At 62.9% G+C, this 19,847-nt stretch carries 18 protein-coding genes; 12 read left to right on the forward strand and 6 right to left on the reverse strand.

What is annotated here, in order from left to right:
- Positions 1–184: 184 nt before the first annotated feature.
- Positions 185–556, reverse strand: a complete 372-nt coding sequence (locus XI08_RS20450; RefSeq protein ID WP_271575707.1) for an ArsR/SmtB family transcription factor — start codon at positions 554–556, stop codon at positions 185–187.
- A gap of 108 nt (positions 557–664) precedes the next feature.
- On the opposite strand from XI08_RS20450, the gene XI08_RS20455 reads away from it, so the two are divergent.
- The 3 genes from XI08_RS20455 to greA all read left to right on the forward strand — a co-directional run bounded on the left by XI08_RS20455 (position 665) and on the right by greA (position 6,143).
- The gene (locus XI08_RS20455) at positions 665–1,834 is read left to right on the forward strand and encodes an MFS transporter (protein ID WP_271575708.1); all 1,170 of its coding nucleotides are present in this window, start codon (positions 665–667) and stop codon (positions 1,832–1,834) included.
- A gap of 142 nt (positions 1,835–1,976) precedes the next feature.
- Positions 1,977–5,441: a carbamoyl-phosphate synthase large subunit gene (gene carB / locus XI08_RS20460; protein WP_271575709.1), complete on the forward strand. Its 3,465-nt coding sequence runs from the start codon at positions 1,977–1,979 to the stop codon at positions 5,439–5,441.
- A gap of 228 nt (positions 5,442–5,669) precedes the next feature.
- The gene (gene greA, locus XI08_RS20465) at positions 5,670–6,143 is read left to right on the forward strand and encodes a transcription elongation factor GreA (protein ID WP_027547666.1); all 474 of its coding nucleotides are present in this window, start codon (positions 5,670–5,672) and stop codon (positions 6,141–6,143) included.
- A 262-nt stretch (positions 6,144–6,405) separates the two neighbouring features.
- Here greA and XI08_RS20470 read toward each other — a convergent pair whose 3' ends face one another.
- Positions 6,406–6,885, reverse strand: coding sequence for an Lrp/AsnC family transcriptional regulator (locus XI08_RS20470; RefSeq protein ID WP_027547667.1), 480 nt, complete (start codon positions 6,883–6,885; stop codon positions 6,406–6,408).
- Positions 6,886–7,152: 267 nt separating this feature from the next.
- On the opposite strand from XI08_RS20470, the gene trxB reads away from it, so the two are divergent.
- From trxB to XI08_RS20500, 6 genes are all read left to right on the forward strand, one after another.
- A complete protein-coding gene (gene trxB / locus XI08_RS20475) occupies positions 7,153–8,118 on the forward strand; it encodes a thioredoxin-disulfide reductase (RefSeq protein ID WP_027547668.1) in 966 nt (321 codons plus the stop codon).
- Between the two features lie 5 nt (positions 8,119–8,123).
- Positions 8,124–9,047, forward strand: coding sequence for a LysR family transcriptional regulator (locus XI08_RS20480; protein ID WP_167771322.1), 924 nt, complete (start codon positions 8,124–8,126; stop codon positions 9,045–9,047).
- Positions 9,048–9,496: 449 nt separating this feature from the next.
- Positions 9,497–10,405 carry a 4-hydroxy-tetrahydrodipicolinate synthase family protein gene (locus XI08_RS20485; protein ID WP_271575710.1) on the forward strand — a complete coding sequence of 303 codons (909 nt, stop codon included), beginning with the start codon at positions 9,497–9,499 and terminating at the stop codon, positions 10,403–10,405.
- A 107-nt stretch (positions 10,406–10,512) separates the two neighbouring features.
- The gene (locus tag XI08_RS20490; protein ID WP_271575711.1) at positions 10,513–10,707 is read left to right on the forward strand and encodes a hypothetical protein; all 195 of its coding nucleotides are present in this window, start codon (positions 10,513–10,515) and stop codon (positions 10,705–10,707) included.
- Positions 10,708–11,072: 365 nt separating this feature from the next.
- Entirely contained in the window at positions 11,073–11,222 is a 150-nt protein-coding gene (locus XI08_RS20495) for a hypothetical protein (RefSeq protein ID WP_167771324.1), read from the forward strand.
- A 129-nt stretch (positions 11,223–11,351) separates the two neighbouring features.
- Positions 11,352–11,516 carry a hypothetical protein gene (locus XI08_RS20500; RefSeq protein WP_271575712.1) on the forward strand — a complete coding sequence of 55 codons (165 nt, stop codon included), beginning with the start codon at positions 11,352–11,354 and terminating at the stop codon, positions 11,514–11,516.
- An 81-nt stretch (positions 11,517–11,597) separates the two neighbouring features.
- Here XI08_RS20500 and XI08_RS20505 read toward each other — a convergent pair whose 3' ends face one another.
- Positions 11,598–12,275 carry a ParA family protein gene (locus XI08_RS20505; RefSeq protein ID WP_027547672.1) on the reverse strand — a complete coding sequence of 226 codons (678 nt, stop codon included), beginning with the start codon at positions 12,273–12,275 and terminating at the stop codon, positions 11,598–11,600.
- A gap of 413 nt (positions 12,276–12,688) precedes the next feature.
- Positions 12,689–13,039 carry a hypothetical protein gene (locus tag XI08_RS20510; RefSeq protein ID WP_271575713.1) on the reverse strand — a complete coding sequence of 117 codons (351 nt, stop codon included), beginning with the start codon at positions 13,037–13,039 and terminating at the stop codon, positions 12,689–12,691.
- Between the two features lie 563 nt (positions 13,040–13,602).
- Between XI08_RS20510 and XI08_RS20515 the strand changes: the two genes are divergently transcribed.
- On the forward strand, positions 13,603–14,547 hold the full coding sequence (locus tag XI08_RS20515) for an AEC family transporter (RefSeq protein ID WP_271575714.1): 945 nt from the start codon (positions 13,603–13,605) through the stop codon (positions 14,545–14,547).
- A 399-nt stretch (positions 14,548–14,946) separates the two neighbouring features.
- On the opposite strand, the gene tenA is transcribed toward XI08_RS20515, so the two are convergent.
- Entirely contained in the window at positions 14,947–15,621 is a 675-nt protein-coding gene (gene tenA / locus XI08_RS20520) for a thiaminase II (protein WP_271575715.1), read from the reverse strand.
- A gap of 801 nt (positions 15,622–16,422) precedes the next feature.
- On the opposite strand from tenA, the gene XI08_RS20525 reads away from it, so the two are divergent.
- Both XI08_RS20525 and XI08_RS20530 read left to right on the forward strand, forming a co-directional pair.
- Positions 16,423–17,034: a hypothetical protein gene (locus XI08_RS20525; protein WP_271575716.1), complete on the forward strand. Its 612-nt coding sequence runs from the start codon at positions 16,423–16,425 to the stop codon at positions 17,032–17,034.
- Between the two features lie 888 nt (positions 17,035–17,922).
- Positions 17,923–19,176, forward strand: coding sequence for a tyrosine-type recombinase/integrase (locus XI08_RS20530; RefSeq protein ID WP_271575717.1), 1,254 nt, complete (start codon positions 17,923–17,925; stop codon positions 19,174–19,176).
- Positions 19,177–19,402: 226 nt separating this feature from the next.
- Here the strand turns inward: XI08_RS20530 and XI08_RS20535 are convergent, their stop codons facing one another.
- Positions 19,403–19,528 carry a hypothetical protein gene (locus tag XI08_RS20535; RefSeq protein WP_271575718.1) on the reverse strand — a complete coding sequence of 42 codons (126 nt, stop codon included), beginning with the start codon at positions 19,526–19,528 and terminating at the stop codon, positions 19,403–19,405.
- Positions 19,529–19,847 lie beyond the last annotated feature (319 nt).

The following is a 19,847-nucleotide window of genomic DNA, read 5'->3' on the forward strand; positions in this document are numbered from 1 at the left end:
TTTGGCTGAGGTGGCTTGCCGCACCCCGTTCCGCCATGATCGGTATGGCCCGGTGGCGGAAGTGTCTACGCGAGAGCGGTGCATCGCTCTTCATCCTGGTTCAAATCCAGGCCGGGTCTCCACGCTTCGCCCCTGCGGGGCTACGCGTGGCGAAGCGAAAGCGTAGACGGACTGTATCCGCGGCTCAATCTACCTTGACGACTTCACACTCCGACAACAGCTGAAGCCGGTCCGCATCCTTGGCTGCGGAGCTGAGCACGGCATCGAGCAGGCCGGGAAAGCGCGCGTCCATATCCTCGCGGCGCAGCCGCATGAAGCGGTTGGTGCCTGCCACGCGTGTCAGCATCAGGCCGCATTCGCGCAGTTTGGCGAAGTGGTAGGCGAGGTTGGATTTGCCGGCGAGACCACTGAAGTCGCCACAGCACAGCTCGCTGCTGACACGTTCCTGCTGGGCGAGCTGGTAGACGATCGCCAATCGGATCGGATCGCTCAGGCAATCCAGGACCGTCGGCAGCTCGATCTGCTCGCGGGTGGGATGGAGGGGCGTGCGGCTCATGGTCCGAATCATAGCGATGCGCCCGCAATGTTCAATAGTTCTTGAACCGATTGACACTGAAGCCGTTGCGTTCGATAGTTCAATAAACATTGAACATAGGATCTTCCAATGAGCGTGTTCTGGCTGGCCCTGGCGGCCTTCGCGATCGGCACCGAAGGATTTGTTATTGCAGGGCTTTTGCCTGCGATCGCCACCGACCTGTCGATTTCGGTCTCGGCCGCCGGTCAATTGGTTACCGCCTATGCCCTCACTTATGCGGTGGGCTCGCCGATCCTGGCGGTGGCGCTGAACAATATCGACCGCCGTACCGTGCTGGCTCTGGCGCTGACGACCTTCATCGCCGGAAATCTCGTAGCAATGGTGGCTTCCAGCTACGCCCTGCTTCTGGCTTCCCGGATGCTGATGGCCCTGGGCTCCGGGCTGTGCATGCCGACGGCGCTCGGTGTGTCGGTCGCCGTCGCTTCGCCTGAGCGGCGTGGCCGCGCGGTGGCGCTGGTCACCTCGGGACTGACGGTTGCGACCGTGATCGGCGTCCCGCTCGGCAATCTCGTCGGGAGCCTGCTCGGCTGGCGCGCGACCTTTGCCATGGTCGCCCTGATCGGTGCCGTTGCCCTCGCCGGCCTCTTGCTGGGCCTGCCCCGCGGCCTGCCGCGCAACACCGCTTCGCTCGGCGAACGGCTGGCGGTGGCGCGTCACAACAGTGTCCTGGTCGCGCTTCTGATCACAATTCTATGGGGGCTCGGCGGCTTCACCGTGTTTACCTATTTCGCGGTGCCGTTGCGCGGCCTCGGCTTCGATGCCTCGCAGATCAGCCTTGCGCTGCTAGTGTTCGGTGGCGCGGCCGCGATCGGGAACATGCTCGGCGGCGTCCTGGCCGACCGGCTCGGCACGCTCGCCACCGCGGCGCTCGGGCTCGCCGGCATGGCGACCGCGCTGATCCTGCATTCGCTGGTCCTCAAATTGATGCCCGGACAGGCGCATTATGCCGTGCTAGGCGCGATCTTCCTCTGGGGCATTTCGGGCTGGGCGTTCTATCCGGCCCAGATCGCCAGCATCATCCGGATCGAGCCGCAGGCCTCGATGATCGCGCTCTCGCTCAACGCCTCTTCGATGTATCTGGGCTTCGCCATCGGCGGCGCCTTGGGAGGCGCGGTGCTGGCCACCCTCTCGCCAAACGACCTCGGCTGGATCGGCGGAACGAGCGTTGCGGCCTCGCTTCTAGTGCACCTCGCCCGTGGCTGGCAGGCACGGCCAAAACCGGTCAAAATTGCCGGTTGATGGGTGTTTTTCGGGGTTTCGCCGCCCCGAAAACTGGTCTAAGACCCACCCGCGCGCGAGGGAGACCACCGCGCTCTCGGCCACAGGGACGCGCAGCCGCGCGCCCTTTTTTTGTGCCCAAATCCGACTTCGGCGAGAGTTGATGCCCAAACGTACAGACATCACCACCATCCTGATCATCGGCGCCGGCCCCATCGTGATCGGCCAGGCCTGCGAGTTCGACTATTCGGGCACGCAGGCGGTGAAGACGCTGAAGGAAGAGGGCTATCGCATCGTCCTCGTCAATTCCAACCCGGCCACGATCATGACCGATCCGGAATTGGCGGATGCGACCTATATCGAGCCGATCACGCCCGAGATCGTCGCCAAGATCATCGAGAAGGAACGTCACGTCATCCCCGGCGGCTTCGCGCTCTTGCCGACCATGGGCGGCCAGACTGCGCTGAACTGCGCGCTGTCGCTGCGCCGGCAGGGCACGCTGGAAAAGTTCGATGTCGAGATGATCGGCGCCACGGCCGATGCGATCGACAAGGCGGAGGATCGCCAGCTCTTCCGCGAGGCCATGACCAAGATCGGGCTCGAGACGCCGAAGTCACGGCTGGCCAATGCGTCGGCATTGAAGAAGTCGTTCCGCGACAAATATCTCGCCGAGCGCGAAAAGCTCTCCGGCGCTGCCCTCGAAGAGCTCGAGCGGCAGTGGACGCTGGGCGAAAGCGATCGCCGCAAGCGTTACCAGGAATACGCGTTCGGCCAGGCCATGATGGCCCTGTCCGAAATCGGCCTGCCCGCGATCATCCGCCCCTCCTTCACCATGGGCGGCACCGGCGGCGGCATCGCCTACAACAAGGAAGAGTTCCTCGACATCATCGAGCGCGGCCTGGACGCCTCTCCCACCAACGAAGTGCTTATCGAAGAATCCGTGCTCGGCTGGAAGGAGTACGAGATGGAGGTGGTGCGCGACAAGAAGGACAATTGCATCATCGTCTGCTCGATCGAGAACCTCGATCCGATGGGCGTGCACACCGGCGATTCCATCACGGTGGCGCCGGCGCTGACGCTGACCGACAAGGAATACCAGATCATGCGCGACGCCTCGCTGGCGGTGCTGCGCGAGATCGGCGTCGAGACCGGCGGCTCCAACGTGCAGTTCGGCGTCAATCCCGACGACGGCCGCATGGTCGTCATCGAGATGAATCCGCGCGTGTCGCGCTCGTCCGCACTTGCCTCGAAGGCCACTGGTTTCCCGATCGCCAAGGTCGCGGCCAAGCTTGCGGTCGGCTACACGCTCGACGAGATCGCCAACGACATCACCGGCGGCGCGACGCCTGCCTCGTTCGAGCCGACGATCGACTACGTCGTTACCAAGGTGCCGCGCTTTGCCTTCGAGAAATTCCCCGGCGCCTCCCATACGCTGACGACCTCGATGAAGTCGGTCGGCGAAGTCATGGCGATCGGCCGCACCTTCCAGGAAAGTCTTCAGAAGGCATTGCGCGGGCTCGAGACCGGATTGACCGGCCTCGACGAGATCGAGATCGAAGGTCTCGGCCGCGACGACGACAAGAACGCGATCCGCGCCGCTTTGGGCACGCCGACGCCGAACCGCCTGCTCCAGGTCGCGCAAGCGATGCGGCTGGGCTGGACCAATGAGGAGATATTCAACTCCTGCAAGATCGATCCGTGGTTCCTCGGCGAGATGCGCGGCATCGTCGACATGGAGGAGAAGGTTCGCAAGCACGGCCTGCCTACCAACGCCTTCGGCATGCGCACGCTCAAGAGCATGGGTTTTTCGGACGCCCGGCTTGCAGTGCTGGCGCAGACTACGGAAGCCGAGGTGACGGCGAAGCGCCACGCGCTCGGCGTTCGCCCGGTCTACAAGCGCATCGATACCTGCGCGGCCGAATTCGCCTCGCCAACCGCCTACATGTACTCGACCTATGAGGCGCCGTTTGCGGGCGCCCCGGCGGACGAAAGCACGCCGTCGGACAAGAAGAAGGTCATCATTCTCGGCGGCGGGCCCAACCGCATCGGCCAGGGCATCGAGTTCGACTATTGCTGCTGTCATGCCTGCTTCGCGCTGCATGACGCCGGCTACGAATCCATCATGGTCAACTGCAACCCGGAAACGGTGTCGACCGACTACGACACCGCCGACCGGCTCTATTTCGAGCCGCTCACCGCCGAGGACGTGCTGGAGATCATCGCGAAGGAGCGTACCAACGGCACGCTGCACGGCGTGATCGTGCAGTTCGGCGGCCAGACGCCGCTGAAGCTGGCACGCGCGCTGGAGGCGGCCGAAGTGCCGATCCTGGGCACCTCGCCCGACGCCATCGACCTTGCCGAGGACCGCGACCGCTTCAAGCGCGTGCTCGACAAGCTGAGGCTGAAGCAGCCGAAGAACGGTATCGCCTATTCGGTCGAGCAGGCGAGGCTCGTCTCTGCCGATCTCGGCCTGCCCTTGGTGGTGCGCCCGTCCTACGTGCTCGGCGGCCGCGCCATGCAGATCATCCGCGAGGAGAACCAGCTCAACGACTACCTGCTCGGCACGCTGCCCGAGCTGGTGCCGGCCGACGTCAAGGCGCGCTATCCGAACGACAAGACCGGGCAGATCAACACCGTGCTCGGCAAGAACCCGCTGCTGTTCGACCGTTACCTGTCGGACGCGACCGAAATCGACGTCGACTGCCTCTGCGACGGCAAGGACACTTTCATCGTCGGCATCATGGAGCACATCGAGGAAGCCGGCATCCATTCCGGCGATAGCGCCTGCTCGCTGCCGCCGCACTCGCTCGATGCGAAGATGATCGAGGAGTTGGAGCGGCAGACGCGCGAGCTCGCGCTCGGCCTCGACGTCGTCGGCCTGATGAACGTGCAATACGCCATCAAGGACGGCGAGATCTACGTGCTCGAAGTCAATCCGCGCGCCTCGCGCACGGTGCCCTTCGTCGCCAAGGTGGTCGGCACGCCGGTCGCCAAGATCGCCGCGCGCATCATGGCCGGCGAGAAGCTCGCCGATTTCAAGCTGAAGAAGGCGCAGCTCAAGCATGTCGGCGTCAAGGAATCGGTATTCCCGTTCGCGCGCTTCCCCGGCGTCGACACGGTGCTCGGCCCCGAGATGCGCTCGACCGGCGAGGTCATGGGCATCGACAGCTCGTTTGCGGTGGCCTTCGCCAAGAGCCAGCTCGGCGGCGGCACGCGGGTGCCGCGCAAGGGCACGGTGTTCGTCTCGGTGCGCGAGAGCGACAAGACGCGCATCGCGGAGGCCGTTCGCGAATTGCATTCGCTCGGCTTCAAGGTTCTGGCGACGTCGGGCACGCAGCGCTTCCTGACCGACCAGGGCATCCCGACCGAGAAGGTGAACAAGGTGCTGGAAGGGCGGCCGCATATCGTCGACGCCATCACCAATGGCGACGTCCAGCTCGTCTTCAACACCACCGAAGGCCCGCAGGCGCTCGCCGACAGCCGTTCACTGCGGCGCGCGGCCCTCTTGCATAAAGTGCCGTATTACACCACTCTTTCCGGGGCCGTGGCGGCCGCGCAGGGCATCCGCGCCTATCTGGATGGGGACCTTGAGGTTCGTACCCTGCAGAGCTACTTTTCGGAAACCTGATCGCGAGTGGAAGGCAAGGCCTTGAGAGGTTAAGCCTTCCGCTAAGTGATTGGCAGTCAAGCCACAATGGCCGCAGGAACTGTCCGGCCATATGGTTGTTCTGTTCCGGCGCCAAGCCCATATCTGTCGACGTCCGGCGGCTCATGTACCGAGCCCCGGAAATACCGACGAATCAAGGTTGGGCGCCCATTCGCGTTCTGGGCGCACGATCGAAGGACGAGAGAGAAGATGGAAAAGGTTCCGATGACTTCGGCCGGGTTTGCCGCGCTCGGGGAAGAATTGAAGAAGCGCCAGTCCGAGGACCGTCCGCGCATCATCGAGCATATTGCGGAGGCGCGCTCGCACGGAGACCTGTCTGAAAACGCGGAATATCACGCCGCGAAGGAAGAGCAGTCCCACAATGAGGGCCGCATCGCCGAGCTCGAGGACAAGCTCGCGCGCGCCGACATCATCGACATCTCGAAACTGTCCGGCGACACCATCAAGTTCGGCGCCACCGTGACCCTGGTCGACGAGGACACCGAGAAGAAGACGGTGTGGCAGATCGTCGGCGAGGTCGAGGCCGACGCCAAGAAGGGCCGCATCTCCATCACCTCGCCGCTCGCGCGCGCACTGATCGGCAAGAAGAAGGGTTCAACCGTCGAGGTCAACGCACCCGGCGGCGCCAAGGCGTACGAGATCACCAAGGTGGAGTGGCGGTAAGGACTTGCCGCTGCGCGCAATGATGTTTTGAAAAGGCCGCGATTGGCGCGGCCTTTTTGTTTCCGCGTGTTGCTGTGGGGTGGGCACGCCTTCACCCCTCGTCATTGCGAGCGCAGCGAAGCAATCCAGAATCTTTCCGCGGAGACAGTCTGGATTGCTTCGCTACGCTCGCAATGACGGTGTGGAAGCAGCGCGCCCAATCCTTTCACCGTCACCCTGAGGTGCTCGCCTCTTCGGCGAGCCTCGAAGGGCGACGGCCCGGCTACCGCCGCCCCTTCACGTCCAGCGGCACGGCCGCCTCGTATTTCGAATTGTGCAGCACCAGCGACGTGCGCACGTTGCGGACATGGGGCGCGGCGGTGAGGTGGGTGACGAAATCCTGGAAGGTTGCCATGTCGGGCGCGACGCATTTCAGGATGAAATCGACCTCGCCCGAGAGCATCCAGCATTCCCGCACCAGGGGCTCGGCGCGGACGAACTCCTCGAAGGCGCGCAAATCCGCCTCGGCCTGGCTGGACAGGTGCACGGCGGCAAACACCGTGACGTCGAAACCGAGCTTTCGCGCGTCCAGCAGCCCGCGATAGCCGTGGATATAGCCCTCCTCCTCCAGCGCCCGGACCCGGCGCAGGCAGGGCGGTGGCGAAATGCCCACCCGCTTGGCGAGCTCAACATTCGTGATTCGACCGTCGGCCTGAATCTCGGTGAGAATTTTCAGGTCGATCTCGTCTAGGTTCCGCGACACGTGATTGGAACTCCTGGCCTTTGCGGCGGTATCGGGTGGGTCTGTCGCAATCCTCATAGCCCAGTCCGCACCCATTGCGCAATTTTATTGCGCGTGCAGCGCAATCGACTTTTGTTCCTTGTTGGAAAAATCCGCCGACAGGGAATGCAATTCTTGCATAGCTCACCAGAACGCTTAGATTAGCTCTGATATTTCAGCGCTTCCGCGAGGCCTCCTGGCTCCTTCCGCGCCCGCGCTGCAAATCCCCCGTGAAAGGCGTCCATCGAAATGTCCGCTCCTGTTCATGCAAAGGTCGTGATTGTTGGCTCTGGCCCCGCGGGCTACACGGCGGCGATCTACGCCGCGCGCGCGATGCTCGAGCCGATCCTGATCCAGGGCATCCAGCCGGGCGGCCAGCTCACCATCACCACCGACGTCGAGAACTATCCGGGCTTCGCCGACGTGATCCAGGGCCCCTGGCTGATGGAGCAGATGGAGAAGCAGGCGGTCCATGTTGGCACCAAGATCGTCACCGACCTCGTGACCAAGCTGGAGACCGGGCGACGGCCGTTCCGCCTCACCTGCGACAGCGGCGACGTCTATCTCGCCGAAACCGTGATCCTCGCCACGGGCGCGCAAGCGCGCTGGCTCGGGCTTCCGTCCGAAGGGAAATTCCAGGGCGGCGGCGTCTCGGCCTGCGCCACCTGCGACGGCTTCTTCTACCGCGGCAAGGAAGTGATCGTGGTCGGCGGCGGCAATACCGCGGTCGAGGAAGCGCTGTTCCTCACCAACCATGCCTCGCAGGTCACCATCGTGCATCGTCGCGACCACTTCCGCGCCGAGCGCATCCTGCAGGAGCGTCTGTTCAAGCACCCGAAGATCAAGGTGGTCTGGGACTCAGCCGTCGACGAGATCTGCGGCACCGAGAACCCGAACAAGGTCACCCATGTCCGCCTCAAGAACGTCAGGACCGGCACGCTCACCGAGCTGAAGGCCGACGGCATCTTCATCGCCATCGGCCACGCCCCGGCGACCGAGCTCGTAAAGGACCAGGTCAAGCTCAAACCGTCGGGCTATGTCGAGGTCGCCCCGAACTCGACCGCCACCTCGGTGCCCGGACTGTTCGCCGCCGGCGACGTCGCCGACGAGACTTATCGCCAGGCCGTGACGGCCGCAGGCCTCGGCTGCATGGCAGCGCTCGAGGCCGAACGTTTCTTGGCCCTGCGCGCCAGCGAGCGCGCTGCAGCGGAATAGAGATCATGCCTCGATCACGCGACGGATTTACGGATATGGACTGGGACAAGCTGAAGGTGTTTCACGCGGCAGCGGAAGCGGGCAGCTTCACGCATGCGGGCGAGCAGCTCGGCCTGTCGCAATCGGCGGTCTCGCGCCAGGTCTCGGCGCTGGAGCAGGAGCTCTCGGTCTCGCTGTTCCACCGCCACGCCCGCGGCCTGATCCTCACCGAGCAGGGCGACCTCCTGTTCCGCACCGCGCATGACGTGTTCATGCAGCTCCAGGCGGCGCGCGCCAAACTGACCGACAGCCGCGAGCGGCCGAGCGGCGATCTCAAAATCACCACCACGCCCGGCGTCGGCATCAACTGGCTGATCCCGCGGCTCGGCGAATTCACCGCGCTCTATCCGGAGATCCGGATTTCGCTGATCGTCACCGACGAGGAGCTCGACCTGTCGATGCGCGAGGCCGACGTCGCGATCCGTACCCGCAAGCCGACGCAGCCGGATCTCATCCAGCGCAAGCTGTTCGCGATGGGCTTCCACGCCTATTGCTCGCCTGATTACATCAAGCGCTTCGGCACGCCGCGCACGCTGGAGGAGCTCGACTCCCACCGCATCATCACGCTCTCGGACGGCAACTTCGCGCCGCATCTTCAGAACCGCAACTGGCTGGTCGAAGCCGGCCGCAACGGCTCGGGTCCGCGCGAGGCCTATTTCAGGGTGAACAACATCCTCGGCCTGGTGCGCGCCTGTCAGCAGGGCCTCGGCATCGCCGCGCTGCCGGACTATCTGATCGAAGAGCAGAGCCGTCTCGTGCAACTGTTCGGCGAATCGGATTCGATCCAGCTTGATACGTATTTCGTCTATCCCGAGGAGTTGAAGACGGTCGCGCGCGTGCAGGTGTTCCGCGACTTCGTGGTGAGCAAGGCGCAGCGCTGGCCGTCCTGATTTCCGCATGTCTGACATGCGGCCTCGGCTGTTGCTGCATGGCGTTGGGCAAGCTCATAATGTTTGCACGCTGAGCCTTCGCGTTGCGCATTTGTCCCCCTCCTCCAGTGGCGCGGGAGTTCAGTAATCCCTCTTGGAAGGTGATTGTGTCGGCCTCACGTGGCCAATACCTTAAGCCGGGCTCGTTCGAGCCCGGCTTTTTTTCTGTCCAATTCGGTATTCGCCTTCCGCGTGTATTGACAGTTCCACGTATCGCCCGCATCATTTGCAAATGATCACGAAGTCGTGCGCAATCGTCTCGAAAAAAGGCCCCCGCCCGGGGACCTCGGATTTTTGCGCGCGCTAACTACGCTTCGTCATTGCAGCAAATCCCGAAAACCCCGCCACCTGGACGGGGTTTTTTCATGTGCCCTCCGTCTCAGGTTTTTTCCCGAGAAGGAGAACTGGACATGACCGACCTGCGAACGCATCTGCACGGACTCTGGCTGCCGCTGGTGACGCCGTTTCGCGACGGCAAGCTCGACGAGACGTCGCTGCGGCGGCTGACGCGACATTACAGCGGACAGGCCGTCGACGGCTTCATCCTGGGGGCGACCTCGGGTGAAGGCATGACGCTGCGGGACGCCGAGCTCGAACGCCTCGTCGCTATCGTGCGCGACGAGATGGCGGCCGGCCGCCGCACCATTCCAATCTGCCTGGGCTTATCGGGCGCGGACACCTCGCGGCTGAAGGAGCGCCTCGACGAAACCGCGGACTGGCCGATCGAGGGGTACCTGATCGCGAGCCCCTTTTATGTGCGGCCGTCGCAACGCGGGCTCCTGGCGCATTTCGAAGCACTTGCCGACCACGCCGCCTGGCCGCTCGCGCTCTACAACATTCCCTATCGCTGCGCGGTCAACATCACCAACCAGACCATGCTGCGGCTCGCCGAGCATCCCAACATCGTTGGCCTGAAGGATTGCGGCGCCAGCCACGAGCAATCGATCGCGCTGCTGCGCGACAGACCCGAGGGATTTCGCGTGCTCACCGGCGAGGATGCGAACTACCTCGAGGCGCTCGTCGACGGCGCCGACGGCGGCATTGTGCTCTCGGCGCATGTCGAGACCGCGACGTTCGCAGCGGTGTATGCCGAGCTGAAGCGCGGCAACCATGACGCGGCGCAGGCGCGCTGGCAGGAGGTCGCCGAGCTGACGCGCCTGTTGTTCACCGAGCCGAGCCCCGCGCCGGCCAAGCACTGGCTGTGGCGCAGCGGCCTGATCGACAGCCCCGAAGTGCGCCTGCCGATGGTGGAAGTGAGCAGCGAGCTCGCCGCAACGATCGACCGCGAGATCGAGCGACGGATGAAAGTCGCGGCGTAGCACCACCCTCTTCACCTCACCCGCATGTGGCCTTGCGAACGAACCGGTTGGCTCCGGTTCGAACGGCCGCGTGCTGCCCGACGAAAGCCTCCCCTGGACATCAACCGATGCGAATTCACCGATCGCTGTGCGCCCTCAAGGCCCTGTGGCAACGCCTGACATCCGTGGAGGGTTACAGATGGGCCGGCAAATATCCGGCGTCGCCCTGGCTGCGCCGCGACATCGGCCTGTGCGAGGAGATCGTGATGCGGGAGTGGAATTGGTGCGACGAGATCAGGCGCAAATATAGCGGGTGGGTTTAGCGGGGCTCTCCTCCCGTCCCCTTGAGGGCGGGGCGATCGCATTTGATTTCTTGGCGGGGGCCTGAGCGCGCGCCTCGTCCTTCGAGACGACCGCTTCCAGCGGTCTCCTCAGGATGAGGCTAAGCGGCATCTTCGAAATTGCTGCCGCACACTCCGTCCTCATCCTGAGGGCCCGCCGAAGGCGGGCGTCTCGAAGGATGGGCCGCAGAGCAGCGGCCTTAAATGCGATTGCCCTGCCCTGGTAAGAACCACCGTGGTTAACCGCGCCCCAATCGCCTTCGCATCCGCCGCATGGCGCGTCCACGTCTCGTTTACGCTCTCGCACCTATCGTTTTTCTCCAAAGCCTTCCAAAGGGGGAATGACCATGGGACATCGCAGCCGGCCTACGGCCGCACAGCAATTCGCGCCCGCCGATCTTTTGCGGGGAATCCTGGTGGTTTCGTCGTTCGGGTTCTGGGCGGTGATGCTCGGCCTGATGCCGGTGCTGCTGTTTCGGGTCTGGCTCGTCGGCTGACGAGGGCCCGCGCGGATGGTTAAACGGAGGTCACAAATGCGCTCAAAATGCGAGCGGCGCTGCAAGCCGGAATCTTAAAACATCTCGCTTAGCGTGACGCCCATAAGCGAAGAAATCGCGGGGGCGTTTGTGAATAGTCAGAATGAAATGGCGTCGCATTACGGCGCCGGACAGCAGAGCTTTACCACCGAGCAGAACTTTACCACCGGGGACATTCTCTGGGCCGTCGGCATCTGGTCGGTGATCCTGACGCTGTCGCCGGTCATCGTGTTCTACATGCTGATGGTGGCGTAGAGCGCAGAACATCGTCATCCCCAAAACGCAAAACGCGCGGACATCCACGCGTTTTCCGTCCGGGGAATGATTTATGAAAAATTACGCCGCCTGCTTGTGCATTGCGCCGGACGCCGACGCCGTGCCGCGAATGGCCTTGACCGAACGCTCGATCGCCGCCCACAGCCTTGCAATCTCCTGAGCCGCACGGCTCTCGGCCTGATACTCCCGCGCGCCTTCGCCGTGGCTGAGCGCCATCAACAAATCCGAACGATTGGTGATCTGGCCGCCCCACACCGGCGCACGGAATTTCGCCAGGGCTTCGCGGGCGATGGTGACGATCGGGCTTTCGGCTTCGTCGCGCTTGGCCGGCGCACCGTTGAGCACGACCGCATAGGGCTTGCGCGCGGCGCGGCACATCTGGATGGTTTCCTGCACCGCGTTGACGTCGAACACGCCGGGACGGGCGGGAATCACCACCATGGTGGCGTTCTTGATCGCGTCGTCGACGACGGCCGACAGGTTCGGCGGCGTGTCGATCAACACCCATTCATAACCGTCGCGCTTGGCAGCGGAGACGATGCCGCTGACGGAGTTGACGGCAGACTTGATCGGCGGTTCGTTGGTGCCCCGCAGCTTGTGCCACAGCGTGAGCGACCCTTGCGGATCCGCGTCCACGAGCATGACCTGTTTGCTCGCCTTGATCTGCGCGGCGAGATGTGCGGCCAGGGTACTCTTGCCCGAGCCGCCTTTACGCGATGCAAAAACAATAACGTTCATACCTTCGGCCTCCAGATTGACCCCAGGCTCCGAAAATGAATCAGCGCGCTGATTCGGGAAAGAAAAATTTACCGGGAGTTGCTCCGCCGCCACGAAATAACAAGGCGTGTTGGCTTTTGAGTCACACTGCCGCGCGCGACAAGGACACGAACTGCAATGAAGCGCCTCCGCTGCGCGCAATCGTGCGTTTTCTGGGCAGCGGCGCGGGAAAAACCGGAATGCAACCTTGCCGCGCAAACCGTGGCGCGACTCTTTTCGACCGCCTGTGGCGGTAATTGCCGCAAGCGGGCGCGCAAGGCGCGCGAACAAAAGGAGTCCGGTAGCTTTCGCGGAGCCGATGCCGTCGCGCGCGAAGCCGCGCGTCGCACGGTTGCCCAGGCCTGGGTTTCAGGAAAAGAACGCGCTTGCCGCGCTCAGCCTTCGGATTTCTTTTTCTTGGTCGCCTTCGGCGCCGGCTTGGTGCTCTTCTTCGCGGTCTTGGGCGCGATGCGGGTCGGCTTGCCGGCGCGGGCTTCGCCCGGCTCGGGCCCCCGGCGGAAGAACACCTTGCACTGCGGCGAGAGCTGCGCCTTCTTCTGAATCATGCAGGCGGTGATGGCATCGACGTTCGGTACGAACTCGCCGCACAGCCGCATCGCATCCGGCGTGCAGGCCTGCTGCTCTTCCTGCGAGTAGGCGAAGCCGGCGCCGGGGTGGACCAGCACGGCCAGGGCAAGCCCCGACATGGCAGCAAGAACGGACTTCCTGAACTGAAACGCCGGCATCGATCCCCCCAATGTCTGGTCGGGGTGGAGTGTGGGTGAACCGCCGTTCGTTGGCAACGAGGGCGGGAGCGAAAGGTCGGAACGTGTGCGCTCTCGGCAACAGGGCGGAGAGTGCGGCACTTTCTCCGCTGTCGTCGCCCGGCTTGACCGGGCGACCCAGTATTCCAGAGACGCCTGACGTTCCCCGAGAGGCCGCGGCGTACTGGATCCCCCGCTTGCCGCCTGCGCTAAAAGCTTCGGCGCGCCTCGACCTCAACCCCGGCGAAGCCTTGGCGTAGCCGGGTCGCGGGGGATGACAGCTATGCGCGGGGAGACTCCGAGGTTCACGGCTAAACCCTTGGCAGACCTGGCGAGATCGGTTCGGCGTGACGCTCCGGCGCCCCTCCAACAAAAACCGCGAAAACAACCCCATGCACAGTAGCCGGGGCCTTGATATGCCTTGTCAAATCGCCTCTACGGATTTTACGAATCGGTTTTGACTCGTCGGGCAAAACAGGGGCATGATGCCATCATCGAGAGTGCGTGGGGTGGTCGGCTGATATCCCCGTCAGGAGAGGGGGCGCATGGCCACCGTGTTGATCGTCGCGCCGGTGTTTGCCCTGATCGCATCAGGCTATGCCGCGGTGCTGTTTCGCTTCGTCTCCGAGACCGCGCACAAGGGCATCTCCGAATTCGCCTTCAGCATCGCGATCCCTGCCCTCCTGTTCCGCACCATCGTCGTGTCGGAATTCCCCGATGTCAGCCCCTACCGGATGTGGGGCGCCTATTACGGCGCGCTCGCCGTCACTTGGATCGCGGCGCTGGCGCTCTCAGTGCTGCTGCGCGCGCGGCGCGAGGACCGCGAAGACGGCGTCGTGTTCGCGATCGGCTCGGTCTACGGCAACATCGTGATGCTCGGCATTCCCCTGACGCTCTCGGCGCTGGGTAACGAGGCCGCAGGCCCGATGGCGCTGATCCTGTCGGTGAACACGCCGCTGCTCTGGCTTTGCGGCATCCTGCAGATGGAGCTCGTCAGCCGCAAGCGGACCGGCTCGGCGCTGACGGTGATCTGGCCCGTGCTCGCGGACCTCGCGCGCAACCCGCTGATGCTGGCGATCGGTTTTGGCGTGGTCTGGCGCTTCACCGGCCTCGGCCTCAATCCCGTCGTCGACAGGACCATCGAGCTGCTGGCACAGGCGGGATCGCCGGCGGCGCTGATCGCGCTCGGCATCAACCTGTTCCGCTTCGAGGTCAAGGGCGAGAAGCTCGGCATCGTCGTGATGTGCGCGCTGAAGCTGCTGGCGATGCCGGCGGCAGCGTTCGTGCTGGCAAAGCTGCTTGGCCTGCCTCCGACCGCAGCCGGCGTGATCGTGCTGTTCGCGGCGATGCCGACCGGCGCGAACGCGTACATCTTCGCGGTTCAGTATCAGCGGCAGGTGAACCCGGTGTCGGGCGCGGTGGCGCTGGGGACGCTGCTGGCGGCGGTGACGTTGCCGGTGGTGGTGATGGTGGTGGCGGGGGTGAGGTAGATCAGTGCGCGCCGCCAGCCGGTGAATCATCAGCTCAAGCAGCCCAGTCCATAATCGCGTCAATGAAAGTCTGAGCCTGGCGGATCGCGTCCGCCCTCGTCGCACAGACACCGACCGACACGGTTCGGCCCTTTCCGACCGTCCACTGCCAGCCGGGCAAATAGCGCATTCTAGCAATCGAGAAGCTGACGCCGCGATGTTCCACGGAGGACCTCCGCTGACATGTTGCTGTGCGAAAAGACTACGCGAAATGATGAATGCGGTCTAGCGGGGACGGCCGACAGACGTGGTTCCTGTCAGGCTTTCAGGAATCGTGACGGAAGCTCGACCCGACAGATCGAGGAGCATCGTCATCGTAATTGTATAACCTTGAGGTTATGAGCCTCACTGCCGAAAGGGCTATTGAACAAGCTGGCCCGCGCGCCAGGCCATCTCCCAGAAGTCTGCCTCCAGTCGGGTGGCTTCCTTGAAGATCGCAATCAGCTCTGCCTCGCGGGCCGGCGTGGCGTAGAGATCGGCGAGATGCTCCATGTGCGCCCGCGCCTTGGCAGCGACCTCCTGGTACGGCGCGCCGGCGTACTCGGCGATCCAGACGCGATAGGCGTTCGTCGCGGCGTCCGCATCGGGTCGCGAGGCGAGCCGTGTGGCGATCTCCGCGTACCCGATCACGCAGGGGGCAAGCGCCACCTTGAGTGCCAGCAGATCGCCGCGCATTCCCGCGTCGAGCACGTAGCGTGTATAGGCCAGCATCTCGGCCGCCGGAGGGGTCTGTTCAAGGTCTGTCGGGGACAGACCCCAATCGGCGCAGAGCTTCACATGCAGGTTCATCTCGACATCAAGGATGGCCGAAAGGCCGACCGCTGCTTCACGCATGTCAGCAAGTCTGGGCGACTTGTAGACCGCGAGCGCGTAGGCGCGAGCAAACTCGATGAGGAACAGGTAGTCTTGAACGAGGTAGTGACGAAACGCCGCTTCGGGGAGCGAGCCGTCTGCCAACCCGTTCGTGAAGGGATGCTCGGTGTAAGCCCGCCACTCAACGGATGCTTCTGTCTTGAGACGCTCGAAGAAACTCACGATCTTTTTCGCCCGGCTTGCTTGTCCATGAACGTCCTTGGCTCGCTACCGATAGCGCATTGCGAACCGAGGAGCTACGGTGACCACGGACAAAACTGGCTTTGAGCAGCGTTGCGGATGGGGCACTCCCCGCGTCGAGAGTTTTGTGTGCTGTTACCGTAATGGCATGAAAGGCGCGGCCGATCTCCATACCCAGGTGCAAGAACCTCGGCTGGCCGACCTTCCCTAAGGGGCCGTTTTTCTTTGCGCAGATCTGGCCACACGCAAAAAACCGCCAAGGTCTCCCTCGACGACTCATGCCGTTGCATTTGAGTAGAGGTACTGCGTCGAGCGGTGCTCGAACGCAGCCCGTGCTTGCTCTTATTTGGACGCACACGACCTTCAATGAGGCCGGTGGGTGCGTTGCCACTGTGTCGGGCCAACGATCCCCGATCCTCATCACATGTGACTGGCGGCGATGCTCTTCAAGCCAGCACTGCTGTCCCGTTCGATGAAATGGCAAAAGCAGATTTTCCAATTAAGTCGCTGCGCTCCAGCCCGCTGCGCGGGAGCCAGAGGCGAGAGGTCGGTAGCCAGTTGAGAGGATATTGGTAGCAGTGGAGAGCCCCGTCCTGAGAATCGAGGCGTAGTCAACCTCACTCAGGAAGGAGCTCGGCGCCAAGCTCACTGACCGGTGGCCGCCGGCAGCACTAAACCGAAGTCGCCTGATCTCGTGGAGTTTCGTGCACTGTCACCGTAATGCCGGAACTTGTGAACTCGTTTTGATTGTGAGAACCTGACCAAGCTCGGGGGAGGCGATCAATGAGCGGTACAACGCTGAAGACGCTTGGCATCTGTGCGGCCTTTGCCGTTGGTGCGGCCTATTTCTATTACGGCACGCTCTCACCCTGCGACGCACTCCGCGAGACGACGCGCCGGCAAGATGGCTTGGCGCGCGTCCTGCCTGATGCGGTTGTAGACTTCTCGATGGCAGCTCGGTACGGGCAGCTCTCTCCAGGCCGCTGCCTCGCGGTGCTTGTCGGCGGAAAAGCAATGGCATCGCCAGCCCCGGCCGCACCTACGGCATCGCAGGCTCTCGCGCCGGGCTCGGCACGGGCCGAACCGCCGGTACTCCAAACCGCCGGCAATCAAGCCGCGACAGCGATCAGCGAATGCCGAGCAAAGCGTCTTTCGGGCGAGCTGAAAAACTTCACTGCCTCTGCTCAGTGCTCTGGCCCGCGGATCATCGAAGCCTTTAGCAATGCGAATTATCGCTACATGGATTTGGTGGCGCTGATGATCGCGAAGCGCGCCCAAATTTCGGAGCAGCTAGACCGTAACGAGATGTCAGAAGCTGACGCCAACGTTGCGTTTCAGCAAGCCTTTACCGACGTCATCACGGCAGAGAAGATGCGCGATTCGGCGCGAAAGTAGCAACCATGCTCGAAATGGAACTGGGGCGATTGCAGGACGACTTCGCGACGATTGATTTGATAACGCGCCGCAGTGACCCTGCCGTCGTGGAAAGGCCTCACATCATAACGCCGTGTATCTGAATGGGCATAAACTTGATGCCGCATTTCAATGAGCGCCGTATGAAGGGCCAATTGTGACGTGTTGTAGCTTAGCAGGTCGAGCAAATATCCGTCCCAGTTCTTATAACTCGTGAATGGCCTGCCATAAGCTGTGACCATTGCGGTTGTGTATGCAGATTGCTGGAAGTAGATCGAACCGCGGCGTTCCCAACGTTTATTGTGCCATCCTTTGCGCAACAGAAAATGCGCACACGAGCTTACGTATCCGAAGTCAGCCCTTGTCACATGGAGGCGGGTATAGAGACGCTTTTGAGGCTTATCCAAGTTTAGAAGCATTGCGCGTCTGTCATTGATCAATGGGTCGCCAAATAGCGTTCATCTTACTTGGCCCGTCCGAGATCAAGCATGGGCAGCCAAGGTCCCTCTTCTCTGATCTTCACCTTCCAATAAATGAGGCACGCCGTCATCGTACGTCGCTGTTTTTCATAGTCGACTGCAATCTCCGCTATCGCCTCCGCTAAGCGACGCGATCCGCAGTATTACACTAAGGCATTGAAATGGCTGGTACAGTTGGGTGGGCTCGAACCACCGACCTCCTGTTCCACAGACACCGCGAGGGCTTCGCCGTTACTACGCCAACCCCGCCTTTCGTACGAAAATAATAGTACTATCAATGATCAAGCCCGCCGCCGCCCGCCTTACCTGCGCTGCAATTGGCGCTATGGTGGTAGCTACGTGGTAGCTACAGAGGTGATCGATGGCTGTCTCAAATATAACGATCCGCGCAGTGCAAGCACTGAAGCCGGGCGAGACTATTTGGGACGCAGACCACCGCGAAGCGGTGCGGGGCTTTGGCGTTCGGCGTCAACGCGATCAAGCGACGTACGTTCTCAAGTACCGAGTGTTCGGTCGGCAGCGCTTCGTGACCATCGGTCCTCACGGCGCCCCTTGGACACCAGAGCTTGCACGCAAGGAGGCCAAGCGGCTTTTGGGCCTGGTTGCGAATGGCAAAGACCCGGCGGACGAGAAAGCCAAGGCGCGCCTGCAGGCGGCCGAGACCCTCCGAGCAATCGCGGATCAATACCTCCGGAACGCCAAACAAAGGCTGAAGCCCCGGACCTATTCGGAGATAGAACGCTACTTGTTGGTCAGTTGGAAACCACTGCATCCGGTCTCGGTCTTCCAGATCACTCGCCGCCATATCTCGGCTCGTATCGCTGACTTCGCATCAGCTCATGGAGCGGTCTCAGCAGCCCGCGCCCGTACAGCCCTGTCCTCAATGTTCAACTGGGCAATACGCGAGGGCCTTGAGATCGCTGCGAATCCGGTTCTCGGCACTAACCGACCCGCCCAGCCGGCAAGCCGCGAACGGGTCCTCACGGAGACGGAGCTATCAGCCATCTGGCGCGCCTGTGGCGATGACGATTACGGACGCATTGTGCGTTTGTTGCTGCTCACAGCACAACGCCGTGATGAAGTGGGCAGCATGCAATGGGCCGAACTTGATACCTTTTCCGGGCTTTGGACGCTGCCAAGCGCCCGGACCAAGAACCATCGCGAGCATTCGCTACCATTAGTTCCCGCCGCCCTAGCCCTACTCCCACCCCGGCGAGATGGCCGAGACTTCCTCTTTGGTGACGGCCCTCGGCGCAGCGGCGACCCGCATCGCGGGTTCTCCGGCTGGTCAAAGTCGAAGGCGGCGCTCGATGCACGGATCGCGGAAGCCCTCGGCGAACCCCTGCCCCATTGGACAGTTCACGATCTTCGGAGGTCGGCATCCACGGTGATGGCCGACCGGCTTTGCGTATTGCCACACATCGTGGAGGCGATCCTAAACCACGTCAGCGGCCACCGGGCTGGCGTTGCCGGCGTATATAACCGCGCTCGGTACGCGACGGAGATGCGCGAGGCGCTTGAACGCTGGGCAGAACATGTTGTCGCCTTGCCAGCCCAAAAAATGGGACAGGTCGACATTGTGATAGCGGGCGCCGGCCTCTCTCGTCCTGGCTTCTCCTACGGGGCCGCCGGGGTCCATTCCTAAGTTCAGGGAGTTGGCCCCGCGGCCCCTCAATATCATTTAGTCGTGGGGCAGCGCTGGTCATGACACTTCACCCGTCACTTTCCGAACATCTCGTCCAGCTCTCGCCGCGCGCATTTCCGCGTCGCCGACCGGAACTTGCTCGGGCCAGTCATCCTTGACGATAATCCTCTTCGCGGACCGTCGCGAAGCCCGGCGCGGCTCAAGCCGTCGATCTCGTGGACCGCCGTTAGCAAGTTGCGACCCATCCGCGGAAACTGAAAGCCGCATAGAACAGCGCCACGTCCGAATATCCGGCTTCCTGCAAAAGGTCTTCCTCTTCGGCGGGGGTAAGCAGCAGCAGGCGTTCGGTCATGATCTTGGCTGTCGCCGAAGATTTCGCGATGCCGGCGCGGTCGCCCGGGGCATAAAAAGCCATAAAGCAGGCGCGCGCGCCACCTCCCAGGTTCTGACCAAGACGGTGGAGGGAATCGAGCCGGCGGTCGGGCGGCGCAGCGAATCATGTTGGCTGGGTTGTCGGCTGCGGAAGCTGCGACCTTCATGCGATTGTTGCGCTAGGTGATCGCAGCCGGCAATGACCTGAGCCGGGCCCCATGCGGGAGGGCTGATCAGGACCGCGGGCCATTCGTTCCTTGCAGAAACCTCTGCTGATGCTCGCCCTCTAGTGAATGCTC

This window comes from Bradyrhizobium sp. CCBAU 11361 (assembly GCF_028128935.1).
Taxonomy (GTDB): domain Bacteria; phylum Pseudomonadota; class Alphaproteobacteria; order Rhizobiales; family Xanthobacteraceae; genus Bradyrhizobium; species Bradyrhizobium niftali.

Coding starts and splice junctions, on each gene's coding strand:
- XI08_RS20450 (WP_271575707.1), bottom strand. CDS start 556: ATGAGCCGCACGCCCCTCCATCCCACCCGCGAGCAGATCGAGCTGCCG.
- XI08_RS20455 (WP_271575708.1), top strand. CDS start 665: ATGAGCGTGTTCTGGCTGGCCCTGGCGGCCTTCGCGATCGGCACCGAA.
- carB (WP_271575709.1), top strand. CDS start 1,977: ATGCCCAAACGTACAGACATCACCACCATCCTGATCATCGGCGCCGGC.
- greA (WP_027547666.1), top strand. CDS start 5,670: ATGGAAAAGGTTCCGATGACTTCGGCCGGGTTTGCCGCGCTCGGGGAA.
- trxB (WP_027547668.1), top strand. CDS start 7,153: ATGTCCGCTCCTGTTCATGCAAAGGTCGTGATTGTTGGCTCTGGCCCC.
- XI08_RS20480 (WP_167771322.1), top strand. CDS start 8,124: ATGCCTCGATCACGCGACGGATTTACGGATATGGACTGGGACAAGCTG.
- XI08_RS20485 (WP_271575710.1), top strand. CDS start 9,497: ATGACCGACCTGCGAACGCATCTGCACGGACTCTGGCTGCCGCTGGTG.
- XI08_RS20490 (WP_271575711.1), top strand. CDS start 10,513: ATGCGAATTCACCGATCGCTGTGCGCCCTCAAGGCCCTGTGGCAACGC.
- XI08_RS20495 (WP_167771324.1), top strand. CDS start 11,073: ATGGGACATCGCAGCCGGCCTACGGCCGCACAGCAATTCGCGCCCGCC.
- XI08_RS20505 (WP_027547672.1), bottom strand. CDS start 12,275: ATGAACGTTATTGTTTTTGCATCGCGTAAAGGCGGCTCGGGCAAGAGT.
- XI08_RS20510 (WP_271575713.1), bottom strand. CDS start 13,039: ATGCCGGCGTTTCAGTTCAGGAAGTCCGTTCTTGCTGCCATGTCGGGG.
- XI08_RS20515 (WP_271575714.1), top strand. CDS start 13,603: ATGGCCACCGTGTTGATCGTCGCGCCGGTGTTTGCCCTGATCGCATCA.
- XI08_RS20525 (WP_271575716.1), top strand. CDS start 16,423: ATGAGCGGTACAACGCTGAAGACGCTTGGCATCTGTGCGGCCTTTGCC.
- XI08_RS20535 (WP_271575718.1), bottom strand. CDS start 19,528: ATGACCGAACGCCTGCTGCTGCTTACCCCCGCCGAAGAGGAAGACCTT.